Raw genomic sequence first — 15394 nt, forward strand, 5'->3', positions numbered from 1 at the left:
GGCACCCCCACCAGGCTCGAAGGTGCAGCCAAGAAGCATGAAGGTACCACCGGACTTGTTGGGGGTGCCGCCGAGAGTTTTTTATACGCCAACGGGTTGGGTTTATATGCGGTCGGGGCTCGTGGGAGTGCATTCGGAACAACTTTTAATCTACTAAATCCGAATTAAAACCTAATTTGCTTCTTTTATTTAGACAATGTTTTAACCATAACTACCAGCGATCATGCGCAGCCACAACATCATCAGCACCATAAATTTCATTGATCAACATTTCATCGATAACATCCAGAATTCTTCGACGGGCTTCAGGGCGGGATTCTGATGCCGTATATTCTTTCTTAATAAGGCTTTGCAAATGGTGTGTGTCGGTGAGTCGTTGATTAGTCTGATTACTCGCATCGTTGATCAAACGTTTGCTTACAGAAATAACCAGCTCAAGCACATCGTTTGTCGCGTCTTCCAATATTCGTAATACAAAGTAAGAGTTTCCGAAAAAAGCCGGGGATGTTATGAAACTCTCGATTAATTTGCGATAAGGCTCAATATCGGTTTTATCTGTTTTTCTAAATACATCGGATGCATGTTTACGAACTTGTTTGTCTTTATCGAAGAAAAAGCCTTGCAGAAGAGTTTCCGCTCGGCGGCGATTATCCGTCCAGCTAAATGCATCGGCGGTGACATCTGCCAATAATCGTTGATGCTGTAGGCTTGAGGCAGCAAGGCTTTCAGCCTGAGCAATATAGGCATCATTTCGATAGCTTTCACAAAATATCAACCATGCAGCTATGAGTTGTTTGTTTTCATCACCGCATCCCAGCAATCGCTCCACTAATTCTTTGCCCAACTCCGGCAACCAGTAAAAAATATGTGGAAAAAGATAAATGCCTTGGTGAGTAACCAGTGGGGATAGGCAAGTATCATCTCTGTTTTCGACCACGTTACAGGGCAAGATGATTAACTTTCGTATCGAAGCGGAAAATCGGGTTTTATCGGCCTTGAATAACGGAGTCAGGGTTTTCATCATGCTACAACGCACGCTGACTAACGGCTCACTATCCAAAGCAATATCTAATACATCCCAAATTTTAGAAGTATTTTCGGGCATTTCCCATAACACATTGGCTAAAGCCTCCCACATTTGACCGCGCGTTCCGTTTATACCTCGCAGATATAACCCACCGACCGATTGCAGCAATGTGTCGATAGTAATAGTTTCACGTTTGGTATATTCGTGATTAATAGATTCGCCTTCTGCCTCTCCCTGTAATGCAAGTTTGAGCATGATTTCGAGAATTTCAGAATCGGCTGCAATGTGAGAACGCTTATTGACTATCCGAGCTATCGCGCGGCCAAAAGCTTTAGTCGGATGCTGATCGGCGTACTTGATAACTTGTATCATTGAATTATCTGTAGCTGATTCTGCTTCAGCCAATCCCCATAAAATCCGTTCGATATAACAGACGGGTGCACTAACGGGAATTTTCAAACTTAGCGCCGCGAAGCGTTCAGGCTGGATTTTAGTCAATTCCTGAAGTTGGTAGGCAAGCTCATCAGAACCGCCGTCAACAAAACCTGGACCTCTACGTCTTTCAGTTTTATCGTTGTAACGCTCAATGGCTGCCAGCCAATTTTTGTCACTCATTCTTTCACATTGAGCATTCTTGATAGGAGATCCCACCGAATACACATTGTGGTTTAATGGTTGTTCGATTTTTTTGTTTTGAAATTTACGGCGAAGCGTTTGGAGTCGAGATAGTGCAATTGGAGATAATAAACTTTCGCCTATCGTCTCCAGAATGCACCATTGCTGATAACCAGAAAAGTTTAAGCACCTTGCAACATCTTTCTTTGTCCAGAAGGGAAGTGACTCTCCTTCTGCTTTAATCCGATTCGATAGCTCAATACCGCGCTCAATTTCCGGATATCGACCTAGAATTGCAGATTCCACGGTAAGTTTTGCTTCCCTATCCAGAAACGGAAAAGCCTCTCGGCAAGCATGTGCAAACGACCACCAATCTGCACCATCAAAACCGGCGTCGAAAACACTGTTGTGACTGACTAGATTTCGTAACCGGTGTGCCAGCACGACAGGATTAGCTTGAATCGCTTCCAAATGAAGATGCATCAGGCATTCATGCTTGAATGGATCGAGTTTATCCAGATAATCGACTGCTATTTCAGGGCTTTGTTTCAGCACCTGCTTTAGTGCTGATCTGTAACAAGCTAAAAAACTATCGAATCCAAAGTGATGATTGGAATACGCTCGATGATTAAACTGCCAGCTTTGAACGCTATCTTCGGATTCGGCCACTGTATTTATGGCTTTTATCAATGCATCCGTAGTTCCAAGCAGAATCGCAAGCGGAGTTTGACCTGCAATTTCGTTTATACCATGTTCGATTAATTGACCAAAGTCATTGTTTATAAATGGAATTTCTTCTTTATCAAGCGCAAACCAAGTATCGAACAAGGCATGCAAAATCCGACCACAATGTTCAGGCGAACTTTTGCTACAGGTATGTAGCAGCGTTGATACCAGATCATCATTTTGATAGTGCAATAGGTCATCCGAACGCGAAAGAATGAGTTCTTCACATAGATCAATCAATTGACCATCAGGTTTGTCAGGGCTAATAAATCCAAACCAATTCAGTAGCCGCTCAGCCCGCTCGGGCTTACCGCCCCACCACGCCTTTAGTAATTCAGCAATTGCTTGTGGATGATCATTAGCTAAATGACCAAGCCACCACAATATTCTTTCAACACGCTCATTATGCAATCCATTGATTTCTTTATTAATCCATCCGCTGTCATTTAATAAATGAAACCAGTTAGTCGATAGAACTGCTTGCCGAAACAGGGGATGAAATTTATCCGGCGTTTGATCGAACTTTGAAATAATCCGGAATTCCGAGTCCGTCGGATTTTCCACGGAATTTAGCCACTGGCAGACTGCCGATTTGATGTGAAAACGAACACTAGAACTGGAAAGCAACTCGGATAATTCGGTCAAATATCTTTGGAGATCGTTTTGGCGTAGGGATTCGAGAATTTGCCTGACCTGCGTACGTCGAAACAGATACTGTTCTGCCGAATTCAATAATTCGACCAAACTCTGATGTCGATTGACAAAAGCCCTGGCAAAAATATGGTCGAAAAAACTTTCATGAAAAAAATTCAGATGGCCGCGAGAAACGACGATCAAACCTTCCGAAACCAAAATATCGGCTGCGCTTTGATAGTCATCCAATACTGATAAGGGAGCACTCAATTGTTGCTGCTCGGTCATCCAGTCGCATAATGCGGTAAAGGCTCTGATCGGAGACCAGCTAATTTGGCGTTGCCGAGGAATTTCTCGTTCTTTCTTCTTCAGCAACGCTTCATGCAAACTCGAACGAGACAGAAATGACAATCCGGGTTCGCCGATTTCCAAAAACACTGCCAAATTGACAGGCAAACACAGTAACCGGCGTTGCGGTTCTTTGAAGATGGCAATTTCAGCACCTTTCTTTTTTAACAGCGGTTCAACATCGGCACCCCAATCTAGCAAAGGTATGTCGATTTGCCGAGTGCGGTTATTGGCTTTCAAATGCTTTAATCGGGGATCACTATCCAAGTCGAATGTCCGACAAACTGCGACTATTTTGATGTTACTGAAATGATGAGCGTCCTGAATTAAGCGGAAGACAACTTCTTTTATTTGACCATCGCGCCCTGATACTTCACTGATGGCATCGACTTGATCGATGAATAAAACCGATGGCGTGCTAGGGAAAGTCCCCTTCAAGGTAGTGACTGGACTTTCCTCTCGCCCAATCAATTTTTTTCCTAATGCTTCACGACTAACACACTGTAAATGGTGATCGACTCGAAACGCCAAATGAGGAATATTTAGTCGCCGAAGATTTTCGATGGCAGCGCGTACAATCCCTGACTTTCCCGAACCAGCAACACCGGCAAGTAAAATCAATTCAAGCCCATTGTCAGTTAGCAGTTCATCAATTAGTGATTGTGTCTGCGGCCTTGTAATAATTTCATTACCGGCGCCGAAAGGGGAATAGGTGCCGAGATAGGCATCAGTTTCTTCGTGCAATCGCCGTTGGATAGTAGGATCAAACGCCCATTCTTTAAATCTCAAACCGCTTTGTTGTTTCAAAGCTTCACGAAGCGTATCAGTCGATAATTGTTTATTGAAATTCTTTTCGAGAATGTCGCGCAGTACGGGAAAGGCGGATTTACCTCCTTGTTGAAAAGTCAGATCGCCAAAAGACTCATTGATAGCGTCTAACTCACTATCTGGTATGACTTTGACATAGCATCGTTTTAGCCATTCAAATGCAGTTTCTGGTGTTTGACGCCAAAAGTCATAGAGTTTCGGAAATGTCCTATCTCTTTCCTCATTCGCAAGTGCATCGTCAATGAATTGATTAAACGACTCGGCTAAGTGGGCTTTGTCTGTCAGCGTCCTGAAGTCTTTAGCGCTGTCTTGCGAAACAAAAAAACAATAGGCCTTATGATCCGCCGATAGCCGCTCTGCAAACGCCTTCAATATACCTTCACGGTTTAGAAGATTGAGCGTCCAGTTTCCGGCAGGTGCATTGATCTTTGTCTGATGCCATTCAGTAATATCGCCATGCGAAAGAGCAAATTCAAAGCCTTGATATTCCGTATCAATACCTTCGAATTTAAGCCAATTTGCCTTACCGGCAATTACGTCTATCAGGCAGCGGACCAGCCATTTCGCTTCATACCGATTGCCAAGTTTGTCGGGTATTCCACCAACTATCATTTAGAAAATGTCTCTCAAGAACAAATCGGCAGTGATAGTGTGAGCAACTGCGAAATGTCCTTTGGAATTAACGATGTTCTTCGTCGACATTGCTAGACACTATTGATAGTTGTTTTAACAACTCAGGCAAGGCTGAACAAACCGTCTCCCAAACTACTTCAAAGTTGATTTCGAAATAACCATGGGCGATGCGATTGCGCATACCGCGCATGTTTCGCCAAGGCACATTCGCATGCTTCTCGATGAAGGCAGGATATCGATCCATTATTTTTGTTGAGGCTTCACCGATGATGATCAAACTCATCACCACCGCCTGTTGTGTACGTTTGTCGGCAAGAAATTCTGCCTTGCTTAAACCTTCAACGAAACCACAAGCATCGGATGCGGCTTGTCGCATGTGTTCCAGGTAATCGGCAAGGCGGTTGACCGTCATACGGGTTGAGCTTCGGCCAATATTTGTTCGCGGAATTTGGCGGGCAAATCGCCGGGAGTCAGAAGATCGACCGGAACTGCCAGCAAATCTTCCAGTTCAAGTTGTAGTCCGCCAAGATCAAATAGTGTGGCACCGGGCAACGTATCTACCAGCAAGTCCAGGTCGCTGCCGTCGCAGTCTGTACCGTAAAGCACCGATCCAAATACGCGCGGATTGGTCACTCTGTAACGATCCACAATTTGGCGTATCGCCATGCGTTTTGAATCTAATGCTTCCGACGGTTTCACCTGTCGGGTGCCATAATGATTGAAAAATGATCCATTGATTTTAAAGCGATTTTTCATTATTTGTGTCACACATAATATCCACTTTTGACACAATTAATGAAAAATTCCGGATTTTGTGCCACTAAAATTGAAAAATTTCGAGCCCATCATTCTGACAGAGCAAATTCGGGGATAAGCCGATCATCACGCTTTTGAAATCAATGATAAAAGGTGGCCTTAGACCGATCGCTCAACGTCCCGCTGGAGATAGTTAGAGCGGGTCGGCTTGAGCGTAATGTTAGACACCAACCGTTCGCGCACTAGATTTCACATCCCTTTCAACCTTAGCGCTTTGTGTTCGAAACTTTCCTTCTGGAAGAGTTTCTACGTGTATACCGAGAATTCTTGAGTGGAAATGAGACAAACAATCTTCTGCGTGTTCAATTAGTTCATCAAATAGTTGGGGGCAGTCTATGAGCAAGGTTTCATAAAACTCACGAGTTAGGCTAAGTAGGTCACGCTCAAATCTAGAACGCTTCTCATGCGTTAAATCGTGACTTATAGAATGAATCTCACGCAAAATAGCCGTTTTAGGATCTCGGCGACCAGTATTTTCCTCAACCAATGAGGTGACGCATGAACGAAAAAAATAACATACTGATTCGGCTTGAGTTTTATTGTATCCAGATGGGGGCATACAGGCACCTTTCGAGAGTTGGGTTAATTAAAAATTTGCAACTTATCTGTTCTGGCAAGCAAATTCATACATTATTCTAAGTGCTACAAATTTGGCTCGATTTACTAGTAGAGCTACAGCTATGCAAAATACGATAAAAGCCATTCCTAGTAAATATTGGGCTTCAGCGCGGGGTGTCCTATTTTGGGACTTTCCTGTGTTAGCACTTTTAGACTTAACGGGGTCAGAAACCAATGTGTCTAAAGCCTGAATGGTCGAAAATCCGACCACCGCTGACTGAAATGATGAGGAAACGTTTTGCAATTCAAATTTGCTATTATTTTGCGGATGGGAATTTTGCAAAAGAATCATTAATCCTAAAAACTGAATCAATAACAAAAACGAGGTCAAAATCAGCCAATTATCAATATTAAAGAGATGCGTCGCAGCTTTTATGCGTTGCTTCCAGGTATCTGTATAGATGTCTTTCAGGCTTTGTTCTTTCAATATTTCTCGATGAAGACGTCCGTATTCGCGAAAAACATCAGAGCCTTCCCGATAATATTGGAATAAGAGGATGGAAAGAATTCCTAAATACAATATCCACGCGATGGGTTCCCGAACATCCAAATGGCTAAGGGTGTCAAACTCTTTGAGAAAAAACTCCATTACTCTGCCCGCTGGATATTATCGTTTTGACTGGTAAACAAGCATCCAAATATGCTGATGACCGCGGACATTGATAGAGACCGCAAACGGTGGGAAAACATACCATGAGTCCATCGGCATATCGAAGAGTGGTTTTTCTGCCCAGATAGTCGTGTAAAAAGATGCAATCCATCCCGCCAATAGTCCGAATACGGAAAACCAAACATTACGGCGATGAACAGGGGCGAATATCGCCACCAAAACAGGCCCAAGAACAGATGCCTGGATAGCATAAATCGCGTAAACGATGCTGCTAAGTTTAGCTTGGTCGTCACCGTAGTGACTGCGTATACACCAATATAAAATACCAACCCCAATCAGGCAACTCATGGTTCCATAACGTGCCCAGTTCAGTTCTCGTTCGTCGTTGAAGGAGTTTTCTGGAAGCCAATGACGAGTGCCGTCGTAGTGAAACACAAACCCGGATGCAGCAATTAGTGTATCGAGTGTAGAAAGCATAAACGCAACTACAATATAGATAAATGCTGGAACAAGAAACCAAGTTTCACTTAACACAGAAAGTATATTAGGGCTTTCAACTCCACTTGCCTTTGTCAGAATTGCTAAAACCAGAACCAAGCACCAAGAGCCCGTTCCTTCCACCCCTGCGGCGATTAAGCCGCTCGATAATTTGTTACGTTCGCTTGGATTATCCGCATTGAATTTAAGGGACTGAAGTCTTTGGAGTGCTGAAATGTCGATCAACTGCCACGTAGCGTTAGTGACTACCAAGGCAATAACTCCCCATATGCCAAATCCCAAGGGTAGATTATTGGGTCTGGAAAAGACTTCTCTGCCGATAGGGATACCAGTGCTTGGTTCACCACGAATATAAAAACCATAAATAGCGGCGCTAAAAATTAGTATGGCAAGAACGTAGAAAATTCCTCGGTCGAACCTATGCGTCTCATAGGTTGGATCGATATGAAAGAGATAGGTACGACGATTAGCTGCATAAACACAAAAGGCTATAACGATGCAAGAGACTATTAGAGCCAGACACCAATTTCCAGATTTTGCCGCATTCAAAGATAACGAAGCAGCAACTATTCCTATGAAAATATATGCAACCTTAACCTGAAAAATATCGGTATCTATAGCTGCTCTATAACCACCCCACATAATGTACGAGCCTGCCGTCAAAAGAACTAAAACAAAACAAACAATGGCGAAACCGCCTTTTGGTGGCTCAACTGTAAGAGCGGGAAAAACAAAATATGTTAGGGCATAATCGATTTCGGCCAGCATGGTTCCGCCCAGTCCGCAAAGTGAGGTTATGGCTAACAATTTTGCCAACCATTTCCGTCCCAAAAACGCATCAGCTACATAACCGTGAATAGTGACGACCGAATCAGATTGGAATCTCAAAAACCGATCAAGGAGCTTTAGGCTTACAAGAATAGCAATTAAGACATAACCCGCAAACCAAGCTAGCGGGACAATGAAGGCGTAAATCCCATACGATTGGAACCATAGCAGGAATAAATAAATAGACGCCACCTGCATCGAGTAACCAACCGTCCCAGTTACAAACTTGCCAGTATCGAGTCCGCCATCATAAAGGAAAAAGTGGTGAGCACTTTCGGGTTTAACACTGGGTCTCAATGCCGAGCCAAAGGACAAAAGTAATGGAAGAAAGGCAGCGATAGCTGCTAAGGCAATACTCCCACCAGTGGCAGTATCAAGCAAATTTTGCGACATATGATGCTGACTCCTTTGACTGCCTAACTTGTAATTAAATAGCTTCCGTAAATCACCAAACTAAGACTCATTTGTGAGATAGTTGATCAGTTAGCATGCAATTTTCCTTTCTGTATATCATTCGGTGATCAAAAATGATGGCCGGGAAAGACCATACCCCTGCAATTGAATCACTTCAGAAGACAGACCGCAACGGGTCGATAAGGCCAATACTCTACACCCCAAAACCGACATTCATCTATGTCATAACCAAAATGTTATATCGCTTGGGCTTCGTACAATATTTTATCGCGCCACTTGGACGGAAGATCGCCAGGAGTCACAAGATCGACTCTTACAGCAAGTAAGTCTTGCAATTCGACCTGCAGACCACCAAGATCAAATAAAGTCGTACCAGACAAGATATCGACCAGTAAATCAAGATCGCTGTCGTCGCGGTCAGTCCCATGAAGCACAGATCCAAAAATCCTTGGATTGACTGCGCGAAACCGTTCAACCATCTGGCGTATCTCTATGCGATGCAATTCCAGCGCTTCTGATGGTCTCACGAGTGTAACTTTGTCATACAAAACACCATGTAATTTTCTCCTTCAATTCGAATGGGTTGCCCATTTCCATTGTCGCGGTTTCTATTAAAGCTGTCTTCGAAAATGAAAATTTTTCAGGTGATGTTAAACGCTTCTTTAACGTCGTCGAGTAGACGGAAATTCACCCTTGCCATCCCCCCTAAACTGTTGAATACTTCAGCTAATTGTTGGACATAGCCCAGCAATCTGCAACTATTAAAACGCCGAAGCCAAAAGAGACAAAGCAAGAGACCCGTGCGCGAGTTTCTCTATTTGTAATAGGTTCTCTATTACCTGAACAGAGTGAGATGAACGAAATCGAATATTTGAGTTGACACCATCGTATTGACATGTATTAGCTCAGACCTGATCTGACAGTTACCGTTTTTGCGGGGTGTCTGTCAGATTAGATTTGGTTCAGATTTTTTTGAGCCCAAATCTGTTTTCCATCCAGCAAGGTATCCATCGGCGTTCTGCCGTTGCACATTCTGCCCTGATGAGTTCGGTCATTGTTGTAATAAACCAGCCATTCGTCCAGATCTTTTTGGAGTTCATCCAGGTCGCTATAGAGCTTTTTGCGGAACGTGACCTGATAGAACTCCTGCAAGATGGTCTTGTGGAAGCGTTCGCAAATCCCATTGGTTTGCGGCGACATGGCCTTGGTTTTGGTATGGTCGATGTCGTTGATCGCCAGGTATAGCTGATAATCATGCTGTTCGACCTTGCCACAATATTCTGTGCCGCGATCCGTCAGAATGCGTAGAACGGGTAATGCGTTGGCTTCATAGAACGGCAATACTTTGTCATTCAGGATGTCCGCGGCAGTAATCGGCGTTTTGGTGGTGTACAGTTTGCAGTGAGCGACTTTGCTGTAGGTGTCCACGTAAGTCTGCTGGTAAATCCGCCCAACCCCTTTGAGGTTGCCAACGTAAAAGGTATCCTGCGAACCCAGGTAACCGGGATGGGCTGTTTCGATTTCGCCGCAGGCTTGATCATCCTGCTGCTTTTTCTCCAACGCCGCAATCTGCGCATCGCTCAGCATTAACCCTTCGGCGGCTACCTTGGCTTCCAGTGCTTTAAGCCTCTTTTTAAAGTTCTCCAGGTCATGCCGTAACCAGATGGAGCGAACGCCGCTGCCGGATACGAATACCCCTTGTTTACGCAGTTCATTACTGGTTCGATGCTGTCCATGCGCTGGCCACTCAACCGCATAGGCTTTCACTGCCAGCTCAATGCTTTCATCGACGCGATTCTTCAGATTCGGAGACCGGCGGTTTTTGTCGATTAAGGCATCAATGCCACCTTCGGCTACCAGCTCTTGATAACGATAAAACGTATCGCGCGAGACACCCATCACCTTGCAGGCTCTGGAGACGTTATTCAGTTCTTGGGCTAAATTTAACAGCCCCGCTTTGTGTTTAATGATCGGATTGTTTGTATGGATCATGAGAGTTACCTTTTGTGTTTTGTGTAAGGATTCGACACCCCTATCAAAACCGGTAACTCTCATCTTTTCAAGTCGATGTGTCAGATCAAGTCGTGACTAATACAGATAAAACAACGTAAAGAGCCACTTACGAACAACGTCCGGAACCCTATGTCCATTGGCAGTATAAAAACGGTAAACATAACCAAATAGGCTTTCCCCTTGCTCCAATTGTGGACTAACAGGGTAATCACTAAACGGAATCAACATACCGCCTCCTTACGACGTTTACGAGCACTACTGAAATTACCGGATTCGAACGGCTCATTACCCCGATCCAGGCGGCGGAACTCAAACTCTGGATTGAAGGGATTCAGCTTGCCTACGCCCTCCCACCAAAGCTCCTCGGTGAAGGCTTGCTCCAGCAATTGTGGCCCAATCTCCTTCACTTCCGTTTCCAATGCGATTCTCAACGCGGTGGCCAAGAGTTTCTTGATGTAGGCAACACGGCCATCGCTGGCGTAGTGCAAGCGCATACCCAGTTCATCCCAACCAAACCGGCCACACATCAGGGGGAGTGGTAGGCAGGAACCCAATGAACGAAACAACTGGAGGCATTCGGCGTGAATGGAACTTTTGTCACTTTGGCCCAAAGCTAAGCGAATTCGCCGGGAAAAGCGCCGCCGTAATTGTTCATTGACTTGTAAGATTTGTTCGAGACGAGGCAAGCCAAGAAACACGGTTGGAACACCGGTCTGATCGATTAACGATTTTAACCAGTCGCCTACCATGTAATGCGTGGTAGCTTTGCCTCGGTCGTGAATATGCTGGGCTTCGTCGAACAAGATCATTTCCACCCTGCAGGCCCTACATAACGTAATGACCCGCGACGTTTTCGCTGAAACTGTACCGGTGGTTGCTGCCGGATCACCCAGTTTTTCAAGCAGAGCCGAGGCCATGCTTGATATAGTGGCTGCCGAAGGAACCGACACAATCAGTACCGGAGTGACATCCCGATCCGGCAATGTAAACTTAGGATATTGCTGCTCGATCCATCGGCAAATACTGCTTTTTCCGGCCCCGCTTTCCCCAAGAACCAGCAAATGCTGAGCGATGCCGGTCTCTCGAAACAGCGCAAGATTCACTTTAACCGCATCGACCGCGACGACAAAGGGTGGAAAAGGAATGTATTCTTCATCAAAACGTTGTAGCTCGTCGAAAATTTCTTTGAAGTTCATTCTGGTTCTCCGGGATTGCGTTTCAGTTGGAACGAAGTGATGATGTCAGGTGCCGTCGGTTGCGATCCCTCGTCGAATAGCTTGGGAGATTTAAGTTTTTTAGGCTTCGGTAGCTGAGAGGTATCCGATTTTTTGATGGTTGGGGTTTCCGATCCGCTGGGTTTGCTGCTGCTAATACCGCGTAAAGCGGCACTACGACGTCTGGCCACATGTTTGCGATTGGTCATCAATTCTTCGATCGATCGTGACAATTCAGATCGTGCCCGTTCAAGGGCGACGCGATCAACTGTGGCTTCACCTTGCTCACGCAAATGTTTGCGAATAAATTCGTTCTGTTTGACGGTAAGCCCCTTAGCAAACTCGTAATCGAGTGCTTTCACCGCGACCGGCTCGGCATCATTAGGTCCCCATACCTGAATTTCGCCCAAATCTTCCGGATCATAGACCACACGGACTTTAACGCCTTCAGCAAAGGCTCGCAGTATGGGACCGAGTTCATCTGAGCTATAACGGATACCGTTTAAAAAAATCCCGTCGCGACGCAATGACCGTTCAGCAACTAGGCCAATACGGCGCTGCAAAGTGCGTAAATCATCAGGAAGTACCGGCTCATAATGGGAAATGCCTTCGTGCCATCGAGCCCAAGGCGTTGTATTTATCCCTCGATGCCTATCTTGGGCATAAATATCAACAAGCCATTTTTCGAAGATGTGATTGAATTCGGCAAAGGTCATCAAGGCGGCCTTTTGCGAATCGTAATCGCCGCGCAGATAAAACTTAGCAAAACTGGTACCCGGTAGCTGGTGGGCAAAGAAATAGTTAATCGTTTTGAGATAGCGCTCGACCACTCCTTTGAAACGCGGCGTATGTTTGGGGCAATATTGGATACGGATTCCCAAGTCGTAAGCGATGCTTTCCAAATCGTTGCTGTGGAATTCCAACCCATTGTCTGCCACTAAAACTTCTGGTAATCCGTAACAAGGCCAGCGATTTTCTGTTTTTAATGATGGCATCGCGGGGGTAGCCGGATTTTTGGGCAAAATGGCATGCCGAAGTGCGCCCATTACCGCAGCAGTCGAGGGACTATCGAAACTCAAATAGTAGCCAAGCAACATTCGGCTATAGTGGTCGATTATCACTGTCAATGTCGGCCTACCTAACGGCAGCCAAGTTTTTTCGTCGATCAGGAATAGATCAAGCGGCGTATGGTCAATTTCAACCCGCTCCAGGATACGGGAGGTTTTCGCACCGGCTTTGCCGATCCGAAAGCGATTATCGGCTACCGCCTTACTCTCTTTGAGGAGTGCTATTTCGTAAGCCCCCACTCTTGCAAGAAGCCGATAAAGCGTCCGCATCGTAAAGGGCTTGATCTGCTCATTCCGCGACGTCCTCGCATTCTCGGCTTCAAGCTTGGCCAGGAATTTGGTGTAAATAGTTGGAACGGAAGCCTGCGGCGATACTTTTAATGCCTCGTCCACTGCCTCGGATACGAGTTGAAGAATACGATCATTTTGCCGCGACTTCTTAAGCCCACGAAGATCGGTACGCGGAATCATCGCTCGAGTGTCATTTGTCGACCGGTAACGCCGGAACCAACGATATACAGAGGTTGCGCTGGGTGGCGTACGGTCCTCCATTTCAGCCGCAGCTTGTTCAATCAACGGTTTGAGGTAAGTCGTTGTGAAAACTGGATCACCATGTCCCAATATATGTTCAATGTAGCGGCGTCGACGTAAGGCTTCACATCGTACGCTTTCGGATAATTCATCCAGAGGTCGCGAAAATAATGGCGCCGAATCCCTTATGGTGAGCTGAGCCGGTTTCGCAGAAACATTACCCTCCCCATATTCGTTTAAAATCGTCTCCCGCGTGACGATGGACAAACAGCCATCGGTAACACGTTCTATCAGCAATTCGCCGTTGGGTTGAAGCCGAGCAATTCGATATTCAGCACCATTCCAATCAAAAACCGTATTCTTGTGCAATGCAAAACCAGCCATTGTCTGCCTCCATATTCAATTCAATCAGGGTGTCTTGAGAAATAGGTTGGTCCAAAGAACAGCGCAGATGGCCGGCTAGCAGTAGACTGTAAGGATCTATATCATTTACCTCGATAAATCGGCTGTAAGGATCAGTACACATTGTCAATGGCAAGTTTGTTGCCTTTGCAATCGATATAGGAAAACGATGACGTATCTTATTGATGGCAACCGTCATGGCATCCAGCGATGGTGGAATTCGTCGAGCCCGATGATAGATCCAGCGTAAATTTGATAATCGAGGTTCCTGCCGAATAACTTGATCGGTCAAAATGACAAAAGTGGTTTCCGATCGACGCAAGTACTCGGCTACACGGTCAAGTTTGTGCTGTACATCGTCATGTTGAAGGCTACGTGTCGGCTTCACCTCAATGAATATGATTTCTCCGGTAGTCAACACCAGCTCAAAATCAGGCGTATAGCGCCGCAACCTTGCTTCATCCGGATAGTGGATGGTGACGGGTTGTTCTCGATACCGAACGATATTCGGCGAAGTTTCGAAAAGATAAATCGCTTCCAGCTCAAGCAAACCTTCGTGGTGAACCATCCGCCCGTTCTTACGACTGGGAAATTTTCCACGAACGATCCCGCCGGATGGGGTGATGATATTTCTGGCTCTTTTATGGATGTCGCCATCAGGTTGACCTCCACGCCAAGCTCCCTGCCAAAGATTTTTTGACATGACTGCTCCTTCTGGAGATGAAAGCAGAGCAAGCTCAACCCTACATCTCCAGCTGCTGTATATGACATACCGATTTTTAGGCACAAAAAGACCTGAACACGGTCAAATGAACGTGTTGGAAACCGGTTATAAGATGAAAATGGCTTGACGCTGGGGGGAGGTTGTAGCGATACTGGAGATGCTAATCGGTAGTATCGTTAGATGCTTCCCAAAGCGGGGCAAGCCGCAAGGTTTGTCTCGCTTTACATGGCAGCCTCCTCGACTTTGTGACGTTTTGTTCTACGCATTGATCTGACAATTTGCGGCTTTTGCGGATCGCGAAAACGTACAATTTCGCGAATCACACGAACTTGCGCTTCCGACAGTTCCGATAGATATTCTCTTAAGTCCTTAAACATCCAGTACACGTCTTCCCTGGTATCCAAGTCGATTGTGAATTTGCGTTGAGATGCCTCCCGCGCCTCATGCAATTTTTGCCGTTCTTCAGGCGAAAGCGACAGCACGTCGCATATACGTTCTACAAGCTCTATTGTGGGCGGCCCCTTCAGGCCAACCTCGAGTGCGGAAATATAGCTTTGTTCATACCCAACCATTTCGGCAAGTTCGCCTTGGCGTATGCCATAGCGTGAACGAAGCGAAATTAAGCTTTGGGAAAATGGACTCATGCTTTAACTGAATCAGGAATTAGTCTTAACCCAAGAATAATAAAAATCCGACCAGTAAGCAACAGCCTTAAAAAGACAAATGCTTTGTGAATCAACCAAATACATGCATTTTGGTAGTACGGAAGTATATATTTTGGTACTGCGAATTAGGTATATTGGTCAGGGATATTCTATTTTTACGCAAGATTTTCCAGAAAAACCTTGT

General features: G+C 45.4%; 11 protein-coding genes. All 11 read right to left on the reverse strand.

Features of this window, described 5'->3' with window-relative positions:
* Positions 1–211: 211 nt before the first annotated feature.
* Positions 212–4789, reverse strand: a complete 4578-nt coding sequence (locus ACH5Y9_RS20990; RefSeq protein ID WP_445367459.1) for an AAA family ATPase — start codon at positions 4787–4789, stop codon at positions 212–214.
* A 67-nt stretch (positions 4790–4856) separates the two neighbouring features.
* Entirely contained in the window at positions 4857–5222 is a 366-nt protein-coding gene (locus tag ACH5Y9_RS20995; protein ID WP_319963242.1) for a HepT-like ribonuclease domain-containing protein, read from the reverse strand.
* Entirely contained in the window at positions 5219–5476 is a 258-nt protein-coding gene (locus tag ACH5Y9_RS21000; RefSeq protein ID WP_445367460.1) for a nucleotidyltransferase family protein, read from the reverse strand. The genes ACH5Y9_RS20995 and ACH5Y9_RS21000 overlap by 4 nt, the downstream gene beginning before the upstream one ends.
* A gap of 751 nt (positions 5477–6227) precedes the next feature.
* On the reverse strand, positions 6228–6833 hold the full coding sequence (locus ACH5Y9_RS21005) for a hypothetical protein (protein WP_445367461.1): 606 nt from the start codon (positions 6831–6833) through the stop codon (positions 6228–6230).
* Positions 6834–6851: 18 nt separating this feature from the next.
* The gene (locus tag ACH5Y9_RS21010) at positions 6852–8573 is read right to left on the reverse strand and encodes a hypothetical protein (protein WP_445367462.1); all 1722 of its coding nucleotides are present in this window, start codon (positions 8571–8573) and stop codon (positions 6852–6854) included.
* A 257-nt stretch (positions 8574–8830) separates the two neighbouring features.
* Positions 8831–9121 carry a nucleotidyltransferase family protein gene (locus tag ACH5Y9_RS21015; protein ID WP_445367463.1) on the reverse strand — a complete coding sequence of 97 codons (291 nt, stop codon included), beginning with the start codon at positions 9119–9121 and terminating at the stop codon, positions 8831–8833.
* A 424-nt stretch (positions 9122–9545) separates the two neighbouring features.
* On the reverse strand, positions 9546–10586 hold the full coding sequence (locus tag ACH5Y9_RS21020; protein ID WP_205450216.1) for an IS481 family transposase: 1041 nt from the start codon (positions 10584–10586) through the stop codon (positions 9546–9548).
* A 242-nt stretch (positions 10587–10828) separates the two neighbouring features.
* Entirely contained in the window at positions 10829–11803 is a 975-nt protein-coding gene (locus ACH5Y9_RS21025) for a TniB family NTP-binding protein (protein WP_445367464.1), read from the reverse strand.
* Complete coding sequence (locus ACH5Y9_RS21030) at positions 11800–13803, reverse strand: transposase (RefSeq protein ID WP_445367465.1); 2004 nt, start codon at positions 13801–13803, stop codon at positions 11800–11802. The genes ACH5Y9_RS21025 and ACH5Y9_RS21030 overlap by 4 nt, the downstream gene beginning before the upstream one ends.
* On the reverse strand, positions 13766–14524 hold the full coding sequence (locus ACH5Y9_RS21035) for a TnsA endonuclease N-terminal domain-containing protein (protein WP_445367466.1): 759 nt from the start codon (positions 14522–14524) through the stop codon (positions 13766–13768). Before ACH5Y9_RS21035 ends, ACH5Y9_RS21030 begins: the two co-directional genes overlap by 38 nt.
* 242 nt (positions 14525–14766) lie before the next feature.
* On the reverse strand, positions 14767–15189 hold the full coding sequence (locus ACH5Y9_RS21040; RefSeq protein WP_445367467.1) for a helix-turn-helix transcriptional regulator: 423 nt from the start codon (positions 15187–15189) through the stop codon (positions 14767–14769).
* Positions 15190–15394: the final 205 nt, after the last annotated feature.

The sequence above is a fragment of the Methylomonas sp. BW4-1 genome (assembly GCF_052474385.1).